This is a genomic window from Microcystis sp. LSC13-02, assembly GCA_002282935.1.
GTDB lineage: Bacteria > Cyanobacteriota > Cyanobacteriia > Cyanobacteriales > Microcystaceae > Microcystis.
In genome coordinates, this window is record MTBT01000304.1 from 14,547 (window position 1) to 37,040 (window position 22,494).

Below are 22,494 nucleotides of genomic sequence, written 5' to 3' on the forward strand. Positions count from 1 at the left end.
TTAAGCTAGAAGCATTCAGTCATCAGTTTTTTATCATGCTGTCACTTGTCATCTGGGGAACGTTTGCGGTTGGCCACAATCATTCTCAATCAACTTGTCGGCCAACAACAACCATCGACCGATCAAAATGATACCTGGACTGAGGAGGATCAGATCGATCTTGTCAATTTTTCCCTAAACTATGCGGCCAAAACTTTCTCTGATGTGGAGGGGGTTAATTGGTGACGTTTTCCCCTGGAGATGTGGTGACAGTTGATTTTCCCGGTGTGACAGGAACGAGGGAAAGGACACAAAGATCGATCGCTCCTGTATAAGTTAAACTTATCACACAAAGAATAAGAGAGCCACCGATTGTTCCCTAACCCTACGATTTTTTACTAAAATAACTGATAACTGATAACTGATAACTGATAACTGATAACTGATAACTGATTATGTCTCGTCGTCAACTGTTGAGTTTTTTAATTGCAGTAATTCTGGCATTTTTTGCCTTTATTCCCGATGCTAACGCTTTAGGTGGTCCCCAACCCCCTTTAAATCAACCGGCACCCGATTTTACCCTACCGACTAACACGGGAGAAGGCAATATTTCCCTATCGGATTATCGGGGTAAGTGGGTAGTTTTATATTTTTATCCCAAGGATTTTACCCCGGGCTGTACCCTAGAAGCGCGGCGTTTTCAGCAGGATTTGCCGAAATATATGGCTAAAAATACGCAAATTTTAGGGGTAAGTGCCGATGATGTCGATTCTCATGCGGAATTTTGTGACTCGGAGGGTTTAAAATTTCCCTTACTAGCAGATACTACTGGAGATGTTAGTAAAGCTTATGGTTCTTGGATGGGTTATGTTTCCCTGCGTCATACCTATCTTATAGATACCCAAGGGATTTTAAAAGAGATTTATTTAGGGGTAAATCCTGCCATTCACAGTGCCGAAGTTTTAGCACGTTTAGAGGAATTACAGGCGAATTCATAAAAAAAATCCCGACCACGATTTTTTCATCGGTGGGGGATTAACAACCTTAACCGAGATAATCAGGACTAATTGCAATCATCGTCCTTATCACCCTTACAGTCACGGTTTTGTAAAATTAGCGGCGAAGAGGAACGGTCAAAATGGTTATCTTGACTATTAACCGCTAAAGTGTGAGGAATTGAACCTAACAGCAAGGAGACCACAACAAACAAGGTTAACGAGATTTTCATGGCTTTACTCCCTTAAACACCATCAGGTAATTGACCTATTTTTAGCATAGGGCTTTCCTTCTAGGATGTCAGTCCCATTGCCAAGACGGAGAAAGGGGTTAACATGGAAAAAAAGAGAATATAAGTAGAATAAAGTAGAACCGGATGAAACCACAGGGATGGGACGAGTTTCTTAAACATCTAGCTAGAGAATACGGTGTTCAAGGCAAATTAAAGGAGATTTTTTTAGTTCGTTTTGCCTACGAAAATTGGCGTAAACCGGATGAGGAAATTTGGGAAATGGCTGAGGCCGCCAGCCATGAAACCTATAAAAAACAAATGACTAAAATCTATAGCTATTTCTCGGCAGATAAAGATAATGGCTGTCCCGAACTAGAATTAGGTAGTAAAGGACCGGGTAAGTTCCAAATCCTCCGAGAATGGTTCAAAGATCTCAAATATCCTCAATGGAAAAATCACCCCACTCCGATAGTAGCAGAAAAATCAGTTATAGATACTTATATTAGCCGCCCTCCCGTCGAAAGCGACTGTTATCAAGAAATTAATCGTCCGGGGTCACTTATTCGCATTAAAGCTCCCGAAAAGACCGGTAAAACTTCTCTCCTTAAACATCTGCTCGCTCAGGCAGATAGTTGGGGACATAGCACAGTTTATATTAATTGTCAAGTGGCAGAAAAGGCGATGTTTGCCAGTTTAGACCGATTTTGTCGCTGGTTTTCGGCAAATGTCAGCCGAGAATTGGGTTTAAAGCCTCAATTAGATGAATATTGGGATGAGGAACTATTTGGCAGTTTAATCAGTTGTCAAACCTATTTTCAGTCCTATCTTTTGGAACAGATTAACGGGCCTCTTTTTTTGGCCCTAGATAATTTAGACAGAATTTTCGAGTATCCCGACATCGCTAGGGATTTTCTGCCACTTTTGCGCTGTTGGCACGAAGAAGCTAATAATTTGGAAATCTGGCAAAATTTGCGGTTAGCGATTGCTAATTCCACGGAAATCTATATTCAATTGGACGCTAATCAATCTCCCTTTAATGTCGGTCGTGCGATTAAATTACCCGGTTTTAGTCTCGAACAACTGGAAAACTTGGCCAGTAGCTACGGATTGCCTAAAAATGAGGATAATCAGCGTTTTATCGGGGATTTAATTGCCTTAGTCTCTGGTCATCCCTATCTTAGTCGTTTGGCCCTGGAAGCGCGGGTGCGCGGGGAAAAAAATATTCTCCCTAATGCTGCTACCCAAGGGGGAATTTATGCGGCACACTTGCGTCATCACTGGGATAGTCTGCAAAAACAGCCGGAATTATTGACAGCGATGGGGGCAGTGGTTAATTCTCCCGATAAGAGAGCGCGATTAGAACCGATTACTGCCTATAAACTGGAAAGTATGGGTTTAATTCAGTTAAAAGGCGATCTAGCCCAGCCTAGCTGTCAATTATATCAGCTTTACTTCCGAGAAGAACAGACCGGCAGCGGTCTCTAGTAGATAATTAGACATCAATAAGCATCGGGTGCGATTAAAGATTGTTCAACTTGCTAAAGATTGTAGTTCGGAAGTGGCATAAACTCTAACATTAACAGAAAGTTGCCGATTTTAATCTTGTCCTAACCGAGCAAAATTGACAATTGAATCTGTAATTTTAAAAATATCTATCCCGTCAATCTCATCTAACCGCAAATGCTCAAAATTTTAGTTGATGGTACACCGATAAGACAAAATCCTAGTGGAATTGGATTATATGCTTATCACCTGATTGCCGAATTAGCTAAATTACAAAACCAAGAAAACTTTTCTCTGTCCCTCTGTTTTCAACCGTCGGTAAAAAATTGGCTGCGGGGTAATCTTTCTATACCCGAAAAACTGCAATCCTATCCAGAGGTTAAATGTTTACCAATTCCCGTCAGTCTTAGCAATATATTAACCCGATTTCCTAATCCTCTAATTCCCTATCTAGAAAACTTTCTTGATTCTCCCGATATTCTCCACGGATTGGATCATGTGGTGTATCCTTGTGGTCAGAGTCGTAAAGTTATGACTATTCATGATGTTACTTTTATTAAATATCCTGAGTTTGTCACGGGGATTGTCAAAACCTACACCCAACGGATTAAACAATCTCTACAATGGACAGATTTAGTCATTGCTAACTCTGCAAGTACCAAACGAGATATTATTGAATATTTAGATGTGAACCCAGAGAAAATTTTTGTTACTCCCCTCGCAAGTCGTTATTCTTCTCCCCTAAATCTTCCCTCATCTCTAACTATCACTAAACCCTATTTACTCTTTGTTAGTACCCTAGAACCCAGAAAAAATATTATTAATCTTATCGATGCTTTTAATTATCTCAAGGACAGGTATAAATTAGACCATAATCTGATTCTGATTGGCAAAAAAGGATGGAAGTATCAACCAATTTTCGATAAAATATCTCAGTCTCCCTTTCGAGATAGTATCCAACATCTTGATTATCTTGCTGATGACTTAGTTGCGGATTATTATCAAAAAGCCGATGTTTTTGTCTATCCTTCTTTTTATGAAGGTTTTGGATTACCAGTTTTAGAAGCGATGACTTTAGGTTGTCCTGTGGTAACTGCTAATACTGCATCCTTACCCGAAGTCACCGGAGACTCGGCAATATTAATTAATCCCGATAATCCCCTAGAAATTGCCACGGCAATCTATCAGGTGATTAGTGATACCTCTCTCCGTCAAGACTTAATCACGAAAGGAAAAAAACAAGCGGCAAAATTCTCTTGGCAAAAAACCGCACAAGCTACTATAAAAGCTTATCGTTCTCTTTTATAATAACTAGCCAATATCTATGAATAAAAATAAACAATTATTAATCAATCTTGCTTTTCTGGGTACTAAATATACTGGATTGACTACCTATACTAAAAATCTCATTCCCCAATTAGCCAACTTAAATCCTACCCTTATCACTTCTAATAGTTACCCAGATTTTAACACCTATCCTGTCTCGGCAAACCTCACCCAAGAACAGGGAACCAAAGGCAATATTAAGCGCTTAATTTGGACAGAAACCCAACTCTATCAAACCTATCAACAATTGAAATCTTCCCTGCTATTTACCCCCATTCCCGAAGCACCTATTTATGGAAATTGCCGCTATATTGTCACGGTTCATGATTTAATTCCCCTGCGATTCCCGAAATTTTCTCCCCTAACTTTTTATAATAAATACTATTTACCCCAAGTCCTGAAAAAAGCCACACATATTATCGCTGTTTCCCAAGCAACTGCCTCGGATATTAATAAGTTTTTTAACATACCTCTTGACAAAATAACCGTGATTCTTTCTGGATATGATTCTCACAATTTTCGTCCTCTAAATCTGGCGACTCGTCCCTATTTTCTCTATCTTGGTCGTTATGATCCTCATAAAAATCTCGGTCGTTTAATTACTGCTTTTTCCCAAATCGACCCCGAATATCAATTATTAATTGTCGGTCAATTTGACCCGCGTTTTACCCCGGCTCTACAGCAACAGGTAGAAGCATTATCAATCTCTCAACGAGTGCAATTTTTAAACTATGTTTCCTATGAAGAATTGCCGCAACTTTTAAACCAAGCAACTGCTTTAGTTTATCCCTCTCTTTGGGAAGGTTTCGGATTACCTGTACTAGAAGCTATCGCCTGTGGAACTCCTGTCATTACTTCTAATCTTTCCTCTCTCCCGGAAGTCACAGGAGAGGCGGCAATTTTAATTAATCCCTATAGTATCGATGAGATGAGAGAGGCAATGCAGCAAATCGCCATGGATGAACAATTACGCCTAAAATTAAAGTCCCTCAGTCGTCAACGCGCCGAGCTTTTTAGTTGGGAAAAAACTGGTCAAGAAACCGCCACAATTCTGCAAAGTTTTCTCTAAAAATGGTGACAAAAAAACTTATCAATCATTGTCGGATGGGTTAGACGGCAGTAATCATTAAAACTCAAGGATAAGTGATCGATCCGTCGTAACCCATCTTTCCAGAATTTGTGACAATGACAAAAATTTTACATATTTTCTAGTCTCTTTTATTCTGCAACACCCAATATCAGAACAGGAATATCGATATTAGAAACTCCTCGGCTTTCCAAATCCCAGACAAATTGTTCAAAATAGGATACTCCTGTGGACATTTCATCTGCAAATGATTTTACTGGAACAATTTCTATGCCAACATTAATAACTTTTAGATTCCGAAATATTGTCATTTTTGCACACACATTGTAAACCATAAACGCATATTTACCAAATTGCACCTCAACTCCCACATTGCTTTTGATAAAATCCATTTCACGAAATGCAGCTCTTTGAGATAAATGTTTCTGTATGTATTCAGGCGTATAATATTTAGTTGGGTAATTACAAGGAACTCTATATTTTTCCCACTGTCTTAGCTCAAATTCATCTTTGAAGACATTATTAAGTTCTCGGGGACTGTAAAGCAGTCTGTCTACCATCGTTTTTTCTTGACTACGTTTTGTTTTGCAATCCTCACTATTAATCGCCCTGATAATATCCTTAACTTCTTCTAATTCATTCCTGTATTCACTTTCAATAACTTCTTGACCGTTATTAAATGAATAAATACCAGCGATAATCATTGCTGTTACCTTCCTATATATTATTGTGCCATTCTTCGGGAATTTGAGCGACTTTTTCTTGGCCAGTAGGCTGATGAATAGGTTTTCCTAAAGGACGAATTTTGAGATTTCCTTGCAAATAAGCGGCGATTCTTTCCCTGGCAATTTTCACATATTCTGCTTCTTTTTCACTCCCCATCACTCGACGATTGTGCATAATACTAGCAATCAGAGAAGTTCCAACCCCGGCAAAAGGATCAAAAACCCAATCCCCCTCATTTGTCAAGGCTAAAACACATCTTTCTACTAATTCGATTGGATATTGACAAGGATGGATAGTTTTCTCTGGATGATTAGATTTAACGTTAGGAATATCCCATAGTAACTCATCCCATTCTTGTGCTAAAAACTCCCAAACATCGCTGGGATTTTTCCCTAAAGGATTACCAGAGGGTTTACCGATATTTTTACCTTTAAAATGGCGCTTACCAGGGTATTTAGCGGGGATTCTCACAGGATCAAGATTAAAGGTATATTTATCGGTTTTTGTCAACCATAAAATAGTTTCATATCTGCCAGAAAATCTTTTAGAGGTATGTAATCCATGGCCAAAATGCCAGACAATTCTATTTCTTAAAAAGAAACCCATTTGTTTAAATAGCTGATAATAAAAAATATCTAAAGGATAAACTTCACCCTCTTGAACGAAATTTCCCACCTGCCAGCAAATACTGCCATTATCTTGCAAGATTCTAGAGAATTCTCGCATAATTTTGGTTTGGGTTTCCAGATAAGTATCCAAAGAGATTTTTTTTTCGTAGTCTTTTCCTAAATTGTAGGGAGGAGAAGTAATAATCAAGCTCACAGAATTATCTGGTATAGTCTTGATAAAATTATTGCTATCTCCTTGATAAAGAATTATTTCGGCATCAGGTTGATAAAAGTCTCGCACTGATTTTGACTGAGAAAATAAGGGCAACTGATTCATAGACAATTTAGCAGAGAAGAGCCACTTTAAATTATATAGTTTTCTGGACTAAAAATCCCAAAGATTTCGGGCTGTGTAAACTGGAAGTTTTACCATCTACCACCGCAGTTATTCAGCAAGCACCAAGTATTCTTACTCATAGTACAATGGGGATGCTCCCTATTTTACATCCAATATTCAAGAGAGCCAGTTTTTTCAAACAATTAATGTTATCTGTAGCCAGCAAAGATATAACAAAAATTCTACTTTTTTAGATAAAAATCGGGAAGAAATAGTCAGTGTTTTTCCTATTCTTCCCTTAACTCAGATTAGCTTAAACCGGGGACGCACTCGCCTAATTCCACTGTAAAAGGTTGCCAAGGACGAGGATCGATTACTTTTGTTGGCAAAGCATGGGATGTTAATAATTCTTGAAAAGATTCGGGACTACCCCCAGCACTTAACACCGCCATCAATAAACCTTTAAACTCAATATCACCACCGGCAGCCGTAGAAATAATATATTGAGGCTGCAAGCGTTGACAGACTGCTAAAGCGCTTTCTTGTCCTTTGATTACCGGTCCGAGGAAAGGTATTTTTAAGTCAATCAAAGGAGTGATAATCACATCGATTTTACCCAAAGAATCGAGGGTAGGAGAGTGATATCCGTGGGGTTCGTAATAGATAGTTTGATTGGTCGCTAATTCCTTGATAATATAGCCATTTTCCACCAGAGTCGGCCCTACTGGAGAACCGGGGACAGCAGTAATTTTGATCGCATTGTCAAAGATATAACTAGAACCGTGGGTTAAAGGGATGGGATGGGTATAATTGAGGGATTTAACGACTTTTTCGGCATTCGGAGAAGCTACCACGGGAATTTGGCGATCGAGTACCTGTAAAGTAGGAGGATGAGCATGATCTTCTAAACCTTGGGAGAGAAGAATCAGATCGATATGTTCGGGAATGGCATGATTAGCGGTTTTTTTGCCCTCAAATAGCCAAGTTAAATTACCAAAAGTCAGGGAACCTACCAACCAAGGATCGAGAAGCAGGCGTTTTCCCCCGATTTCGATTAACCAAGAATTACTATCAAGCCAAGTTAACTGCATATAAGAAGAATGGGGATTTTCTTAATTTAATTTAACATTAGCATTAATTTTTCTGGGGTTGGGGGTTTTTCAGTCATCAGTGAATGCCATTGATAGCAGTTATCTTAATGGTGAGGTACGAAGTCTCTGGTTTTAGGGAACAGGCAACAGTAGTTGGTCGTCTGGGGACGATAGCAAATTAGGTTACACTTCATCTTTAGGAGAAACACTGTAACACTCCTCACTCAATGCTGGTCACTGAAAACCCAAATCTGATTACTGATCACTGATTACTGATCACTGATCACTGATCACTGATCAGTCAAGGCTTAAGAAATAGGGAAAGTTTAGCTATCTTAGGGAAAGTAGGCGCTAAAAGGGGAGGAAGAACGCATCAGCCGAGACTGAATTTCTATGACTAAACGTACCTTCGGTGTTATCGGACTAGCTGTCATGGGAGAAAATCTCGCTCTCAATGTGGAGAGTCGGGGTTTTCCTATCGCTGTTTACAATCGCACCGCCAGCAAAACTAAAGAATTTATGGAAACTCGCGCCGTCGGCAAGGATGTCAAGGCGGCCTATAGTTTAGAAGAATTCGTCCAAATTTTAGAGCGTCCCCGCAAAATTCTGGTCATGGTAAAAGCTGGCCCGCCGGTGGATGCCGTGATTGAACAATTAAAACCCCTTCTCGAAGAAGGAGATATGATTATCGATGGCGGTAACTCCCTCTACGAGGACACAGAAAGACGCACCCGCGACCTAGAATCGACCACTAAACTCGGTTTTGTCGGTATGGGGGTCAGTGGTGGCGAAGAAGGTGCTCTGCACGGTCCTTCCCTGATGCCGGGGGGTACAGAGTTCGCCTATCGGGAATTAGAGCCGATTTTAACCAAAATTGCCGCCCAAGTCGATGATGGTCCCTGTGTCACCTATGTGGGATCTGGTGGTGCGGGCCATTATGTGAAAATGGTTCACAATGGCATCGAGTACGGCGATATGCAGTTAATTGCGGAAGCCTACGATGTGCTGAAAAATGGTCTAGGACTAAGCAATCAGCAGTTACAGGAAACTTTCGCCGAGTGGAATCGCACCGATGAGCTTAATTCTTATTTAATTGAAATTACCGCCGATATCTTTAAGTATGTTGACCCGGAAACCGGTCATCATTTGGTAGATTTAATCCTGGATTCGGCGGGACAAAAGGGAACCGGACGCTGGACCGTGTTAAGTTCCTTGGAGTTGGGGGTGTCAATTCCGACTATTTATGCTGCGGTTAATGCTCGCGTTATGTCCGCTTATAAGGATGAACGGGTGGCAGCCGCAAAAGAGTTACCCGGACCTGGGGAAACCTATCCGGAGGATGCGGCACTATTTGTGGATAAAGTGCGTGATGCTCTTTACTGCTCGAAAATGTGTTCCTATGCCCAGGGTATGGCTTTAATCGCTAAAGCTTCTCAGGAGTTTAACTATAATATCAGTCTGCCGGAATCGGCCCGGATTTGGAAGGGCGGCTGTATTATTCGCGCCGGTTTTTTGGATAAAATTCGCAAAGCTTTTGCGGAAAATCCGGGGCTGCCGAATTTGTTGTTAGCACCGGAATTTAAGCAAAGTATCCTCGATCGCCAAGAAGCATGGCGTGAGGTGTTAGTCTTGGCTAATAAGTTGGGAATTCCCGTCCCGGCTTTTAGTTCTTCTTTGGACTATTTTGATAGTTATCGTCGGGCCAATTTACCGCAAAATCTCACCCAAGCACAACGGGATTATTTTGGCGCTCATACCTATGAACGTACCGATAAACCCAGAGGTGAGTTTTTCCATACGGAATGGATGACTGAATTGTAAAGCTATCTAGGGTCTGCTGAAAAAGTTTTTCGGTGGGGGTAGGAGTCAGGAGTCAGGAGTCAGTAGCCGGTCGTTTCAGGCTTTGTTGCCCTTCAGCATGAACATCGGACTTTAACAGGTCAAAAGCTTTATTTTAAAAGGGTTTTACCATTATTCAGCAGACCCTATCTAATATTTTCTCCCCTTTTTGTTTCTCGTAAAAAGGGGGGATTTTTTTCGATATTTTGCTGATTAAGAGTTAACTATCGGTCAAGAAATTTCGATAACCCTTGAGCAAATTGTTCGGCAGTCATGCTCCAACCTCGATTGACAGGGACTAAAAGAGCGCCGGTGCTGAGAAGTAACCCCATGGTTGTCAATCGCTTCTAGGTGTTGAGCAGTGCCATAACCCTTGTGACGAGCGAGTCCATAATCGGGATAGCGTCTGTCCCAACGAATAATTAAGTCATCGCGCCAGACTTTCGCCACGATACTGGCCGCGGCAATTACCGGGGATTGTTGATCTCCCTGAATTACCGCCTTTTGGGGGATTGACAAATCTTTAATAATGTGCTTACCATCGACCCAGCAGAGACTGGGGGAAAGGGGTAATTTCCCGATAGCTCTGCTCATCGCCAGTAGGGAGGCATGAAAAATATTCAAGCGATCGATCTCTTTCACGGTAGCATAACCGATGCGACAAACAAAATCCCGTTGTATTTGCCGGCTCAACTTTTGCCGTTTTTGGGGGCTAAGTTGCTTACTATCCTTCACCCCCAACTCCCACAGCCGCGCAAAACCAGAGGGGACAGTGACCACTACCGCCGCCACCACGGGGCCAAATAAAGCCCCGCGCCCCACTTCATCGACACCGGCAATTAAGGGTTCTGCGCTCATTACGGCTCGGCAGTGGCGGAGGAACGACGACGACGACGACGCAGCACCGCGGTTTCAGGCTCTATTTGTGGCTCCTCTGTCACCTCGGTGCTCACCGGGGTCTCTAAAGGAATGAATTCGCCGAGAAAAACTGGAGTTTCGGTCGTAATCGGTTCGGGCGTAAAAGTCACTGGTGGACTAGCTTCTTGGTTGATTTCCTGACTAACTTCGCTAGTGGTGGAACGACGACGGCGCACCAAGGAACGATTTTCGGCTTCCTCGCTGGTTTCCGTCGCCTCTACTGGGGTAGCGGCGGCTGTGTCCTCGACTTCTAGGGTGGGAGTCAAGGATATTTCAGGAGTGGCAAGCATTTCTGGGTTTTCCGCCTCCCTTTCCCCTGCCAGTTTCACGGAAACAATCACCGATTTCGGGTCTTTAAACTCCTTATCCACCAGAATCAGGGGAGAAATGCCCATTAAAGAATAAACTTCCTGTTCTACCTGGGTCATTTCCACGGAAACCCGCTCCCGTTCGCTGACGGGGATATTTTTGACGGCGCTGGCATCTTCTCCCCGTTTCGAGAGACGGGCGGGGCGTTCTCGTTTTTCCTCAAAGCGTTGGGGTTCTAATTCCGGCTCGATTTCGTTGTTAACACCGTTAGTAGAGGCTTTTTCGCCCCGTTCCTCTTTTAGTAACAGTTCCGAGGGACGACGGCGACGGCGACGGCGAGAATTATTAACCTGTTCTTGATAGTTGGGATGGAAGGAAAGATCCATCCCTTGGGCGTTTTCTTCGGCCTCAAATTCGGAGAAAACTTCTAGATAGGGTTCGGCCGCCGCAACGCTAGGAGCGCTCTTATCGGGTAGAACCTTTGTATTAGTCGGAGCAACGATAAAGGTTTCTTTTTCCGCGCGGCTAAGGGTGGGGGTTTCTAGGGCGATGGCATTGCCCTCTCCGGGTAGATGGGCTAAATGGCCCAGTCCGCCGCAATGGTCACAGGTTTTGCCGAATAATTCATAAATGTTTTTCCCCTGACGCTTACGAGTTAATTCCACTAACCCCAATTCCGATAATTGGGCAATCTGGGGCCGGGCCTTATCGCTTTTCAGGGCTTTATTAAACAATTCCAGCAGTTTCAACTGGTCGCGACGGGAATCCATATCGATGAAGTCCACCACCACCACACCGCCGATATTTCTCAAGCGCAGTTGTCGGGCGATTTCTGTGGCGGCCTCGCTATTAGTCCAGAGTACGGTTTCTCGGGCCGTGGCCGAACGGGTAAAGGAACCAGAGTTAACATCAATTACCGTTAGAGCTTCCGTCGGTTCGATGATAATGTAGCCGCCAGAGGGTAAATCAACCCGGGGTTTGAGGGCCTCGCGAATGGCGGCGTTAACCCGGAAATAGTCGAGAATTGGCTGGGTTTCCCGATGGGAGTCGATATAAACCCCTTCGAGAGCTTTGCCGCCGCCCCAGTTCGTCAATTGCTGTTTAACTCGTTTTACCGCCACCGGGTTATCCACAACAATGCGATTGACATCGGCACTGTACATATCCCGCAAAACCCTTTGAATAAAGTCATCATCGCGGTTAAGCAGGGCCGGGGCCCGGCTGCTGACGGCCATCTGTTGGATGCTCTCCCACTGTTTTTGCAGAAATTCCAAATCCTCGATAATCGCTTCTTCCGCTTTGCCTTCGGCCTCGGTGCGTACCAGCAAACCCATCCCCGCCGGTTTGACCAAAATCCCTAAAGCTCGTAAACGGGAGCGCTCGTCTTCACTGCGGATGCGACGGGAAAGATTCACCCCGCGACCATTGGGCATCAATACCAGATAACGACCAGGGAGAGTGACATTTCCCGTTAGCCGCGGTCCCTTGTTGCCGGTGGGTTCTTTCATTACCTGTACCAGCACTTTTTGCTGGGGGGCCAGTAATTCCGTGATAGCACCGGCGGTTTTTTTCAGTCTTAAGGGGCCCAGGTCGGTGACATGAATAAAGCCATTGCGTTCCGCATCGCCAATATTCACAAAGGCTGCATCTATCCCGGGGATGACGTTTTCTACTAATCCTAGATAGATGTCCCCCACCTGCTGATTACCTGTGGCTACAACTAATTCCTGAATTTGATCTTCCCAAAAAACAGCCGCTATATGGTGTTGTTCGGCTATGATTATTTGTTTTGGCATTCAATTTCCTCAATCTTTCGGTTTCAAAAGCGACGGACCATGGGCTATTTGTCTATGCTTTGAGGCTACTTCTGGAAATCTGGTCTTGTTAAGAAAGTTCTAAGAAGATGAGTCCGCATCGTTAAAGCCTCATCTTGATGTTCATCTGCCTCTCAGACGTGGGAACTGAGTCTGGGTTTCAGTTGTTAAGTCTGTTTGGCAAGTGCCGGCTTGACCCACAATTAGGTAAGCACAGCCAGGAGACGAGATTTTCAATTAATCCCTGAGTCTTGCTCGATAACAGCATTTTTTATCCGTTTCCGCCAGTTCTGTCTATCAGAATCTAGGAAAAAAGGAGTTTTTGGGTTACTCCCCTCGGCAACAGGTTTCTGTGGAAGGGAAAATAGCGCACTTTTCGATTTTCCAAAAACCACGATTCTTTTAAGAAATGCTTTAATCGAGTCTTATAGACGACTATAACTCACTCGGTCACTCTCTGACAAGACGATGATCCCCTGACCAAGATAAATTTTTCGGGGCAAGAAAGGAGTCAGGAGCAATGATAGGCAATAAAATAGACATAAAAAGCTATCTAGCTGACTTTTCAGGCTAAAATTCCCTTTTTATCCCCTTTTTGCTTTCTAAAGAATTAATTAACCCGCTAGTCTAGTTAGGATTATTTATGAGATGACCGGATTGACGGTTTCCTTAATCCCTTAATTCCTGTTCAGACAAGGCGATAACGTTCAAAATTACCCGTAAATCCGCTTCTGACTCGATTTCTAGCAATTCTTGCAGGTAGGGACGATAACGGTATATTCGATAACCTTTCCCCTCTAACCATCGGGCCACGGCCAAATTACTGCCTTGATTAAACGCTCAATTAAAAGTTGACTGGAGATAAGCTGTTCGTAATTTAAATTGCTTGTTGAGACGAAGCAAGAGGCAGCACTAAAGGGATTGGGGGAGATTCGGCTAATCTAAGAATAAGCGGTTTAAACACCTCTTAGCTTACTGACGATAAAGCGCTAAATAATCACTCATAATCTAGTATGGCCTGCACCCATTTGGGCGGACGAGAAATCGGATTACCAAGGCGATCAAGAACTAATAACGCCACTAAATGCACGGCAAATAGGTATAATAAACTATTGACAAATATGCCCACAACTGCTACGGATTGAACTTGCAGCAGCGTCGGTCTAGCGAGAATCCCTAACTGGGTGAAAATCCAATCGATAAAATTAGTCGCTTGGGTAATCACATATAACCAAAGATTTTCGCCTAAAAGAATTGAAAATAGCCAAAAACGAAAGAATAAACCAAAAGCCCCCAACAGTCCCCCAGTCAAGATAGAAAATTCCCAGCGCGCACCCCGGCGCCAGCATAGCCCCAATTGTAACCCCATCAAGCCGTGGGGAATCAAAAAGACGATACTGCGAGTCGGTCCCATCAACACCGACAAAAGTAAACTAGAAACTAATGCTGTCATGGAAGCACAACGAGCGCCCCAACGTAAATAGGCTAAAGCGATAGGAATCGGGAAGAAAACCCTTAATAACGGTCCGAGGGGAAAATAATAGTCAATTAACCAGATTAAACTGGTAGCACTGGCCAAAAAAGCCGTCTCCACCGTGATCAGGGTAGCGATAGACTTGAGAGGAGATGGTTGGATAGGTTTGGCAGTGGGTTTATCTAGGGGTTTCTCCTCTTCCCCCAGATCTACCCAATTGCTTTCATCTATTGTCTCTTCTGAGGATTGAGCGGGAGAATTAGCGTTAGAATCATTCATTCTATCAGTTATCCGGTGGTCGGGACGGGTTGGCAAGCTATTCTTAGCTTAGACTTGTGACTCCCAGTCAGGCAAGAGGCAAAAAATACTAAGCTGTTGACTATCTAAATGGGTGAGGGGTGGGGTAATTTACGGAAAATATTCCTATTTTCACTGAAAAAAACTGGCTCTAAATACCTTCTAAATCGGCTCCTAACTCCCGTAAGCGAGATTTTAATTGTTCTATTTGTTGTAAAGCTAAAACCTTCTCTTGACGTTCCTGTTTAGCCACTTCTGCGGGGGTAGGAATTAATTCAGCCTCCCTATTAAAATAGCGTAATTGTTGTTGATAAATACCCAGAAATAAGCCTAAGCGATCGCTCCATAGCCAACCCCTGTCCGTCGGTTCAATTGCTTGATATTGCCCTTCCATGAGCCGAAATCCTTGTAATTCTAAGGTTTCAGGCTCGAACCAAAAATAATCGGGAGTGCGAAAAATATCTTGATAAATTTGTTTTTTCTCGCCGCGATCTATTTTGGCGATACTAGGAGACAAAATTTCCACGATAACATCGGGATATTTGCCCCCTTCTCCCCAAACTACCCAACTTTTTCGCTCTAAGCGTCTTTCTGTTCCCAAAACGACAAAAAAATCTGTCCCGCAAAAATCCTCGGATTTTTTCTGATTAGGACTATAATAAATGCTCAAATTAGCGGCGGCAAAATAATCATTACGATCTTGCCATAACCATTCTAAAGACTGAAGTAAAATCAGAATTTGTTGTAAATGAGCGTAGCTTTCCAAGGAGGGTTCTTCACTCCAGATATCCCTGGGGGGAAATTTTACCTCATCCGCACAGGACTCGTTATTATCGATGATGGGAAAAGTGGTCATCTTTTTTGAGGTTGGGTGTCGGTCATCTCATTATATCAAAAAAGGTGGGCTATAAACCCACCAGAAAAGTAATCAAAAAACCTCAACGATAATTAGGACTTTGGATATCTCTAAGACGCGCTTCGGGACGTTTAAATCTGTCCATTTGTGCCTCAAAGAATTGACGATTTTTGAGTAAATGTTTGGGATTAGGATCGTCGAGGGGATAGAGCAAAGCAGTGCGTAGAGCTTGAATAACTGCCGAAGTAACATTATACATTGATCGCTGAAAACTAATGCCCAATTGAATCAAAATATCGTCTTCCCCCCGGCAGTGTTGCTGATAGTAATCGATCAGATATTGGGGCAAGAAATGATACATATCATCCATTAACAATGTGGGGGGAATTCCCGCAGTACCCACGGGGAAAACATCAGCGTAAAGAATGCCATAGTGAAAGTCTTTTTGTTGGTAGGGAACCTGTTTTGCTTGGGCATTATAGGACTTTGTACCCCGGAAGGGAGCAGTACGATAAAAGACTGCTTCCACATAGGGTAAAGCCGCTTCATAAAGCCAAGTAAAAGCCTTTGATTTGGGGATAATTTCGTAGCATTGACCATCAATATAAACGTGATGATAAATTGGCCGGCCAGCGATGGCAAAAATGCCATTAACGAGGAAATTCATAGCATCAGGAACACCTTTAAATCCGCCTTCATCGTAGATATCGGACATCTCGAAAAACACCGGAGCCATCACTTCCCAGAATAGTCCTAAATTGGAGTAATAGGACATCATCCGCACCTGTTCCAAGAACATATCGGGGAACAGGTCATAAAGTTTCATCATCACGGGATTTTTCTTGAAATAGGCCTTAATGGCACGGTCGGCATTTTGGCGATATTCTTCTGAATCAAGATAGGCATCAAATAAACCCCAACCCATATCACGGCCATGCCACAACATGGCTTGCATACAAGCTTCGGCAAATTCCATATTAATGCGATCATGCCAAAGATGATGGATTAATCTGGGCATTTTTTGGGTTTTACCTTTATCCATGAATTCTAACAATTCAGGGTGAGCAGAACCTGTGCCGCGCCAGATGCGTAAATCGGCATTATCGCCAGCGTAATGATTTTGTAGGTCTAGGTATTCTTGGGGCAGAAAATATTTAAAAAAGGGCAAAGGATCCAAGAAAACTCTTTCGGCAATGTAGAGAAGATCACGCCAATAAAAATCCATCGGTACAGCATAAGCTTTATAAATGCCGATAATTTGCATCAGGTTTTCGGGAGTATCCGGTAACATGGATCCACCCGCTTCTAAACGCTGGATAATGTCGGCAAATTCGTGAGTAGAAGGGGGAAGTTTGGCTTTGATTAATGTCCCAGTCATAGTTTTAGGTAAAGTAATTAGCGGCGGTTACAATAATTCGGAAACAGCAAGGGATAACTAACTATTACTCAAAAATTTACCCCGATTCAACCAGTTGGTTTTTGAGGACTTTTGCGGAGATTTTTTGAAGACAAAACTAGGTTTTGCTTCTCCCGATAAGCTGGCAACCATCGAGTTAGTGGTGGGTTCAATCCAACGGACTAAATAATTGGGTTGAATACCTAAAAAGACGATTAATACCATTAGGACAAAAGCGGGGATAGTTTCCGATTTCAAGACTTTGGGATAGTAGGCAAGTTTGTTATCCAATTTACCAAAACAGGTGCGATTAAGCAGGATAACAAAGTAAACCGCCGTTAAACCGGAAGCGATGATACAGAGAACCGTCTGCACGGGGAAACGGGAAAAACTACCCTGAAAAACGATAAATTCCGCCACAAATCCCACTAATCCGGGGATACCTGCGCTGGCCATACCGGCGAGAATTAACAGGGCGCTAACCAGGGGTAAACCGCGAATTGGGTTCATTAAACCGTTTAAAACGTCTAAATCTCTAGTTCCGGCTTTGCGTTCGACAATGCCCACCAGATAAAATAAGAGGGCGAGAATGAGACCGTGGCTAATCATTTGCGCGACGGCACCAAGGACGCTTAAACCCGTGCCGGCGGCGGCTGCTACCAGTATATAGCCCATGTGACCGATCGAACTGTAGGCCACCATGCGTTTAATGTCTTTTTGGGCAATAGCGCTCAAGGCCCCGTAAATAACGCTAATAACGCCGACAATTGCCAGTCCGGGGGCGATTAAAGACCAAGTTTCGGGGAATAATTGCAGACCAAAGCGAACTAAGCCATAAGTACCGAGTTTAGCGAGGATACCACCTAATAAAATTGCTGTAGCGGGGGAAGCTTCCGTATAGGCATCCGGTAGCCAAGTATGGAGAGGTACGAGGGGGATTTTGATTCCAAATCCCACTAACAGCAGAGTTAAGAGCAGTAATTGGGTTTTTTGGGAGAAATCGGCGGTCGAGAGGGAAGAATAGTCAAAAGTGCCGCCATTGAGGAAACCGATGCCTAAAAATGCCGCTAGGACTAATAACCCGGAGACAGCAGTGTAGAGAAGGAATTTAATCGAAGCATAGCCACGTTTTTCGCCTCCCCAGATAGCAATCATCAGATAAAAGGGGATTAATTCTAGTTCATAGAAAACGATGAACAGCAGCAAGTTTTTGGCCATTAATGCCCCAGAAACCCCGGCGTTAATCAGGAGGATTAGGATGTAATAAAGTCGGGGACGATCTATTTTTTCTTCGCTACTATAGATAGCTATTCCTGTCAAGAAACAGTTTAAAATAATTAACGGTAAGGACAAACCATCGACTCCGAGGTTATAACTTAAACCGATTGGTTTTGCCCATTCGCGGTATTCAGAAAATTGAAAGCCATTGCTGGTTAAGTTATATTGGGTCAGCAGATATAAAGACCAAAAGAGGACGGCGGCAACAAAAAAGAGGGTAATTTGACGTAATTTTGCTGGGGCAAATTTATCGGGGAAAAGACCGACGATAATTGCTCCAATTATTGGCAACCAAAGCAGGGTACTGAGCATATTGGTATCGATCGAATTTACAATGACTGGGATGAGAAAACGATTAGCCAACCAACACGATGACTAATCTGGAATTGACTAAATTAAACTCACTTTTCCGCTATCGAGATCATAGTAGGCTCCGACAACTTTTAATTGTTTGCCGTCCACTAATTCACCGATAACTGGGGATTTGCCTAATTTCTCTACTTGATAGTTAACATTGGATTTAATTGCTCGCTCAAGTTTGTTAGAACCGGGTTGTCTTTCGGCTCGATCAACTCCCACCTGTAATCCATCGATTAAACGACCGATTTGTCCGGGAAAACGACCCCCTTCAATGGTGGCTTTTACCGCTCCACAACGGGAATGGCCGAGAACAATAATTACCTTAGCTCCTAATACCAACGTGCCGAATTCGAGGCTACCAATTTCTTCGGAAGTGGCTAAATTTCCCGCTACCCGACAAACAAATAGATCTCCTAATCCGCGATCAAAAACGATTTCTGCCGGCACGCGAGAATCGGCACAGCCCAAAATTGCCGCAAAAGGGGCTTGACTTTCGGCCACTTCTGTGAGTCGAGCTTGATCGCGGTTAGGACTTTTTTGTCTTCGTTCCCAGAAACGTTGATTGCCTTCCATGAGCATAGTTAAAGCTTGGTCGGGGGTCAATCCTTTATTTTGAGCAGTCAGCCATGACTCAGAATTAACAGCAGTTTGGGCGTTAGTTTGGGACAGTTGCGAGCCTAAAATAGTAGCGGCCAGACCAGTTCCCAAAAAACCACCACCATAACGGATTAATTGGCGACGAGAGGTATTGAACATAGCTAGTTGTTTCCATTAATCAGGACAAGTCCTATTGTCGGGGCAAGGGATACTAAAGAAAAGCCTAAGTTATCAAATCTTTAACTGAAAACTAGAGAAATTTGTGATAACAACGGCCAACAGATGATAATACCGATCAAAGCGACCCCCAAAATAATCGACAGAAAGTAAAATTGGGTTTGGCCCGAAACGTTATATTTCAAACTCTGACCACCAAAAACCGTGGCTAATCCCACCAGGTTAACGACACCATCCACCAGAAAGGTATCGATCCAGTTAATAATTTGCGAGATTAATCCGACGACAAAAACGATGGTAACTTTATACAATTGGGCTGTATAAAGGTCATTGGCAAAGAAATCTTGAACGGCTTTGGGTTGAAAAACGATCGGTTTGGGGATATTATCATTCAGGTAAACATAGGCTGCCGGAATTACGCCAGCAGCGGTGGAAAGTACCAAGAGAAAAGCCACTCCCAGATTTAAGTTACTTGGTAATAAATGCCATTGCGCCAATAAAATCGGCAGATGAAGGGCGAAACCCATGGTCACAGTCATGGGTATAACTAAGGGCCAAAGAGCTTCCGGAGAGCGCAGGGTCATCGGTTTGATTTTACCGCCAAAGAAAACGCAAAATTCTCTAGTGACACTAAAAGCAGTTAAGGCATTGACCAACAATAGCACTAATAACAGTAAACCACTGACTTGCGAGAGGCGATCGCCCATGCGCGCTAATGCCCAAAAACCACCAAAGGGAGGCAGTGCGACTAAACTAGCGGCACCAACGAGATAACAAATACCAGAAACGGGACGACGGGACCATAAACCGCCGTATTGGCTTAAATCTTGGCTGATATTATTCCAAATGATGTTACCCACCACCATGACTAACAGGGACATAGCGATCGCGTATGTAAAGAGCAACACTAAAGCGGTTTCCGTTTGTCCGGTGGCAACAGCGATAAAAATCAGTCCCATGTAGGCACTGACGGAATAGGAAAGGGAGCGCTTGACATCGATCTGGGCGATCGCAATTAACCCCGCACCGATGGCAGTGACAGAGCCAACAATGGTCATCACCTGCAAGGTTAAGGGCGATAATTGTAGCACCGGCTCTAATTTCACCAATAACCAAGCACCAGTGGAAACGACGACGGTATTCCGCAGAATTGTCGCTGGCATCGGTCCTTCCATGGCCTCATCTAGCCATAAATGTAGAGGAAATTGAGCGCATTTGCCCATCGGACCAGCAATCAGGGCTAAACAGAGTAAATTAGCCACATTGGGGTTTAAATTGGCTGTGGCCGCCCATTCTGCCAATTGGTCAAAGTTCCATGTTCCCGCAAGGGGTAAAAGGGCCACTACTCCCATCAACAGGATTAAATCGCCAATCCGTTTAGTCAGAAAAGCATCCCGCGCCCCCGTCACCACCAGAGATTGATTGAACCAGAAACCAATCAGCAGATAAGTGCCGAGGGTGAGAACTTCTAGCACACAATAGCTGAAAAATAGCGAATTACAGATAACGAGGGCGCACATACCACCCTCAAAGAGGGCGACGAGAGAATAAAACCTTGCCCAACCCCAATCCATTTCTAGATAGGCGATCGCATATACCTGAGCGGCGAGGTTTAAGCCGGTAATTAGCAGTAACGCCCCAATATTAACAGCTGAAATCTGCACATCTAAAGATATGCTTAAATTTGCGGCATTTAGCCAATTAAATGCTATAGATTGAGGCGGACGACCCCAAACGGCGATCAAAGCAAAAAGGCTATGGAAAAAAGCCAAGAAAGTCATGATCAAGTTCAGATAACCGGCCGGTCGCGGGCCGGTTTGCCGGATAATACCGGGAGACCAAGGTAGAGCGAGAAGTGCGCCCGCAAAGGCGTAAAGAGGTACCAACCAGATAGTCTGGCTGAAGGACTCGAACATATAAACACCTCAAGAAAAAAAATGATCCTGAATTAAAGTTTAAGGTTTAATGGCTCACTAATAAGCTGTCACCATTTTTTAACGGGGCATTAATCGGGATAGTTTGACTAGCTTCCAGCAGGTATTTTAAAAAAGCATCAGCAATCACGGAAAGTTGTTTTCCTGCCAAGTAACAAACGTACCAATTGTGCTGAATCGGAAAATGTTCCACGTCGAGGATGGCTAATTCGCCGTTTTCCCCTTCCGAGATGAGAGTATGCTTAGATAGTACCGATAGTCCTAAACCGCCAGAAATAGCCTGTTTAATCGCCTCGTTACTGCCTAATTCCAAGCGCACCTTCACCTTAATATCGTGGAGATTAAATAATTTTTGTACCGCTTGGCGGGTTCCAGATCCCGATTCGCGCATAATAAAAGGTTGCTGGTTGAGGGATTCAAGGGGGAGATTTTTTTTACCCACCAATGGATGATCTCGTCGCGCCACCACCACTAGGGGATTTTCGAGGAAAGACTGAGAACAAAGTTCCACTTCTTCCGGCGGTTGACTGAGAATATAGAGGTCATCCTCGTTGTTTAACATTCGCTCTTGCAGTTTCTGATGATTAGTCACTTGCAGGGCGATGTCAATACCGGGATACTGTTGACAGAATGCCCCCAGTAATCGCGGTACAAAGTATTTAGCGGTAGTAATTACGCCTAAAGTCAGCTTTCCCTGTCTAGTTCCTTTAATATCGGCCACTTTCATTTGAAAGTTGTCCAATTTATTAAAAATCTCTTGACAGGTGAACAGTAATTCCTTACCCGCTTCGGTTAAAAATAAACGTTTGCCGATTTGCTCGAATAGCGGTAAACCCACGGCTTTGGTGAGTTGTTTGACTTGGGTTGAGACGGTAGGTTGAGTGATAAATAACTCCTCGGCCGCCTTGGTAAAGCTACTGTGTCGAGCGGTAGCCTCAAAAACCCTTAACTGGTGCAGGGTTGCCTGTATCAAGTTCTTATCCCCTTCTCAATAACAACTATTTGTCACCATCAATCCTAACGTTTTTATAGATTCTAGTCAATTAATTTTTTGATAAATATAGACTTTAATAGATATAACCGCCGCTTAAGACCTTTTTCAGCTTTTTCTTCCCACACCCCACACCCCATCTACCCAATTCTTAATTAATAATTGATAATTCCTATTAATATATTTTAATTTCAGCTTTCATGATCGATAAAAATCTTGCTATAATCAGAAAAAAAACATCTATTAAAAATAAAAGACAATGGTTAGTTATCTTGATATTGACGACGATCTTCTTTTCCCCGATAGCGATGGTCAACCGATGGCAGATAATACCGAACAATATGAGTGGATTGTCAAAATTAAGGAGAA

18 protein-coding genes and 2 pseudogenes are annotated in these 22,494 nt (G+C 43.1%); 7 read left to right on the top strand and 13 right to left on the bottom strand.

Translation table 11 applies throughout. The features are described from left to right. Positions 1-35: 35 nt before the first annotated feature. The 5 genes and pseudogenes from BGL89_RS18950 to BGL89_RS18970 all read left to right on the top strand — a co-directional run bounded on the left by BGL89_RS18950 (position 36) and on the right by BGL89_RS18970 (position 5,105). Positions 36-225 (top strand): annotated as a pseudogene (locus BGL89_RS18950) (hypothetical protein). A gap of 209 nt (positions 226-434) precedes the next feature. Then, a complete protein-coding gene (locus tag BGL89_RS18955) occupies positions 435-977 on the top strand; it encodes a peroxiredoxin (protein ID WP_286827074.1) in 543 nt (180 codons plus the stop codon). 374 nt (positions 978-1,351) lie between these two features. Then, positions 1,352-2,692: an AAA-like domain-containing protein gene (locus BGL89_RS18960; RefSeq protein WP_286827075.1), complete on the top strand. Its 1,341-nt coding sequence runs from the start codon at positions 1,352-1,354 to the stop codon at positions 2,690-2,692. Positions 2,693-2,887: 195 nt separating this feature from the next. After that, on the top strand, positions 2,888-4,018 hold the full coding sequence (locus BGL89_RS18965) for a glycosyltransferase family 4 protein (RefSeq protein WP_286827076.1): 1,131 nt from the start codon (positions 2,888-2,890) through the stop codon (positions 4,016-4,018). A gap of 16 nt (positions 4,019-4,034) precedes the next feature. Next, the gene (locus tag BGL89_RS18970; RefSeq protein WP_286827077.1) at positions 4,035-5,105 is read left to right on the top strand and encodes a glycosyltransferase family 4 protein; all 1,071 of its coding nucleotides are present in this window, start codon (positions 4,035-4,037) and stop codon (positions 5,103-5,105) included. A 149-nt stretch (positions 5,106-5,254) separates the two neighbouring features. Here the strand turns inward: BGL89_RS18970 and BGL89_RS18975 are convergent, their stop codons facing one another. The 3 genes from BGL89_RS18975 to BGL89_RS18985 form a co-directional block, all read right to left on the bottom strand. Then, on the bottom strand, positions 5,255-5,827 hold the full coding sequence (locus BGL89_RS18975; protein WP_104397286.1) for a BglII/BstYI family type II restriction endonuclease: 573 nt from the start codon (positions 5,825-5,827) through the stop codon (positions 5,255-5,257). Positions 5,828-5,840: 13 nt separating this feature from the next. Further along, complete coding sequence (locus BGL89_RS18980) at positions 5,841-6,794, bottom strand: DNA-methyltransferase (protein ID WP_024969612.1); 954 nt, start codon at positions 6,792-6,794, stop codon at positions 5,841-5,843. 308 nt (positions 6,795-7,102) lie between these two features. Next, positions 7,103-7,885, bottom strand: coding sequence for an MBL fold metallo-hydrolase (locus BGL89_RS18985; RefSeq protein ID WP_286827078.1), 783 nt, complete (start codon positions 7,883-7,885; stop codon positions 7,103-7,105). A gap of 393 nt (positions 7,886-8,278) precedes the next feature. On the opposite strand from BGL89_RS18985, the gene gnd reads away from it, so the two are divergent. Beyond that, complete coding sequence (gene gnd, locus BGL89_RS18990; RefSeq protein ID WP_286827079.1) at positions 8,279-9,706, top strand: decarboxylating NADP(+)-dependent phosphogluconate dehydrogenase; 1,428 nt, start codon at positions 8,279-8,281, stop codon at positions 9,704-9,706. Positions 9,707-9,955: 249 nt separating this feature from the next. Here the strand turns inward: gnd and BGL89_RS18995 are convergent, their stop codons facing one another. From BGL89_RS18995 to BGL89_RS19040, 10 genes are all read right to left on the bottom strand, one after another. After that, positions 9,956-10,582 (bottom strand): ribonuclease HII, encoded by a 627-nt coding sequence (locus BGL89_RS18995; protein ID WP_286827080.1) that lies wholly within the window; start codon positions 10,580-10,582, stop codon positions 9,956-9,958. Further along, on the bottom strand, positions 10,582-12,747 hold the full coding sequence (gene rne / locus BGL89_RS19000) for a ribonuclease E (RefSeq protein WP_286827081.1): 2,166 nt from the start codon (positions 12,745-12,747) through the stop codon (positions 10,582-10,584). Before rne ends, BGL89_RS18995 begins: the two co-directional genes overlap by 1 nt. Before the next feature lie 687 nt (positions 12,748-13,434). After that, a complete protein-coding gene (locus BGL89_RS19005; protein WP_286827092.1) occupies positions 13,435-13,584 on the bottom strand; it encodes a hypothetical protein in 150 nt (49 codons plus the stop codon). Positions 13,585-13,762: 178 nt separating this feature from the next. Then, positions 13,763-14,518, bottom strand: coding sequence for a DUF2232 domain-containing protein (locus BGL89_RS19010; protein WP_286827082.1), 756 nt, complete (start codon positions 14,516-14,518; stop codon positions 13,763-13,765). A gap of 169 nt (positions 14,519-14,687) precedes the next feature. Next, positions 14,688-15,392 carry a Uma2 family endonuclease gene (locus tag BGL89_RS19015; protein ID WP_286827083.1) on the bottom strand — a complete coding sequence of 235 codons (705 nt, stop codon included), beginning with the start codon at positions 15,390-15,392 and terminating at the stop codon, positions 14,688-14,690. Positions 15,393-15,474: 82 nt separating this feature from the next. After that, positions 15,475-16,770 carry a CO2 hydration protein gene (locus tag BGL89_RS19020; protein ID WP_286827085.1) on the bottom strand — a complete coding sequence of 432 codons (1,296 nt, stop codon included), beginning with the start codon at positions 16,768-16,770 and terminating at the stop codon, positions 15,475-15,477. Between the two features lie 57 nt (positions 16,771-16,827). Next, on the bottom strand, positions 16,828-18,378 hold the full coding sequence (locus tag BGL89_RS19025; RefSeq protein WP_286827086.1) for an NADH-quinone oxidoreductase subunit M: 1,551 nt from the start codon (positions 18,376-18,378) through the stop codon (positions 16,828-16,830). A 78-nt stretch (positions 18,379-18,456) separates the two neighbouring features. Further along, on the bottom strand, positions 18,457-19,182 hold the full coding sequence (locus tag BGL89_RS19030; protein WP_286827087.1) for a carbonic anhydrase: 726 nt from the start codon (positions 19,180-19,182) through the stop codon (positions 18,457-18,459). A gap of 80 nt (positions 19,183-19,262) precedes the next feature. Beyond that, positions 19,263-21,116, bottom strand: a complete 1,854-nt coding sequence (locus BGL89_RS19035; protein ID WP_286827088.1) for an NAD(P)H-quinone oxidoreductase subunit F — start codon at positions 21,114-21,116, stop codon at positions 19,263-19,265. A 46-nt stretch (positions 21,117-21,162) separates the two neighbouring features. Next, positions 21,163-22,107, bottom strand: a complete 945-nt coding sequence (locus tag BGL89_RS19040) for a LysR family transcriptional regulator (protein WP_286827089.1) — start codon at positions 22,105-22,107, stop codon at positions 21,163-21,165. 277 nt (positions 22,108-22,384) lie between these two features. Here BGL89_RS19040 and BGL89_RS19045 point away from each other — a divergent pair. Then, a pseudogene (locus tag BGL89_RS19045) lies at positions 22,385-22,494 on the top strand (Uma2 family endonuclease); the annotation flags it as partial.

Coding starts and splice junctions, on each gene's coding strand:
- BGL89_RS18955 (WP_286827074.1), top strand. CDS start 435: ATGTCTCGTCGTCAACTGTTGAGTTTTTTAATTGCAGTAATTCTGGCA.
- BGL89_RS18960 (WP_286827075.1), top strand. CDS start 1,352: ATGAAACCACAGGGATGGGACGAGTTTCTTAAACATCTAGCTAGAGAA.
- BGL89_RS18965 (WP_286827076.1), top strand. CDS start 2,888: ATGCTCAAAATTTTAGTTGATGGTACACCGATAAGACAAAATCCTAGT.
- BGL89_RS18970 (WP_286827077.1), top strand. CDS start 4,035: ATGAATAAAAATAAACAATTATTAATCAATCTTGCTTTTCTGGGTACT.
- BGL89_RS18975 (WP_104397286.1), bottom strand. CDS start 5,827: ATGATTATCGCTGGTATTTATTCATTTAATAACGGTCAAGAAGTTATT.
- BGL89_RS18980 (WP_024969612.1), bottom strand. CDS start 6,794: ATGAATCAGTTGCCCTTATTTTCTCAGTCAAAATCAGTGCGAGACTTT.
- BGL89_RS18985 (WP_286827078.1), bottom strand. CDS start 7,885: ATGCAGTTAACTTGGCTTGATAGTAATTCTTGGTTAATCGAAATCGGG.
- gnd (WP_286827079.1), top strand. CDS start 8,279: ATGACTAAACGTACCTTCGGTGTTATCGGACTAGCTGTCATGGGAGAA.
- BGL89_RS18995 (WP_286827080.1), bottom strand. CDS start 10,582: ATGAGCGCAGAACCCTTAATTGCCGGTGTCGATGAAGTGGGGCGCGGG.
- rne (WP_286827081.1), bottom strand. CDS start 12,747: ATGCCAAAACAAATAATCATAGCCGAACAACACCATATAGCGGCTGTT.
- BGL89_RS19010 (WP_286827082.1), bottom strand. CDS start 14,518: ATGAATGATTCTAACGCTAATTCTCCCGCTCAATCCTCAGAAGAGACA.
- BGL89_RS19015 (WP_286827083.1), bottom strand. CDS start 15,392: ATGACCACTTTTCCCATCATCGATAATAACGAGTCCTGTGCGGATGAG.
- BGL89_RS19020 (WP_286827085.1), bottom strand. CDS start 16,770: ATGACTGGGACATTAATCAAAGCCAAACTTCCCCCTTCTACTCACGAA.
- BGL89_RS19025 (WP_286827086.1), bottom strand. CDS start 18,378: ATGCTCAGTACCCTGCTTTGGTTGCCAATAATTGGAGCAATTATCGTC.
- BGL89_RS19030 (WP_286827087.1), bottom strand. CDS start 19,182: ATGTTCAATACCTCTCGTCGCCAATTAATCCGTTATGGTGGTGGTTTT.
- BGL89_RS19035 (WP_286827088.1), bottom strand. CDS start 21,116: ATGTTCGAGTCCTTCAGCCAGACTATCTGGTTGGTACCTCTTTACGCC.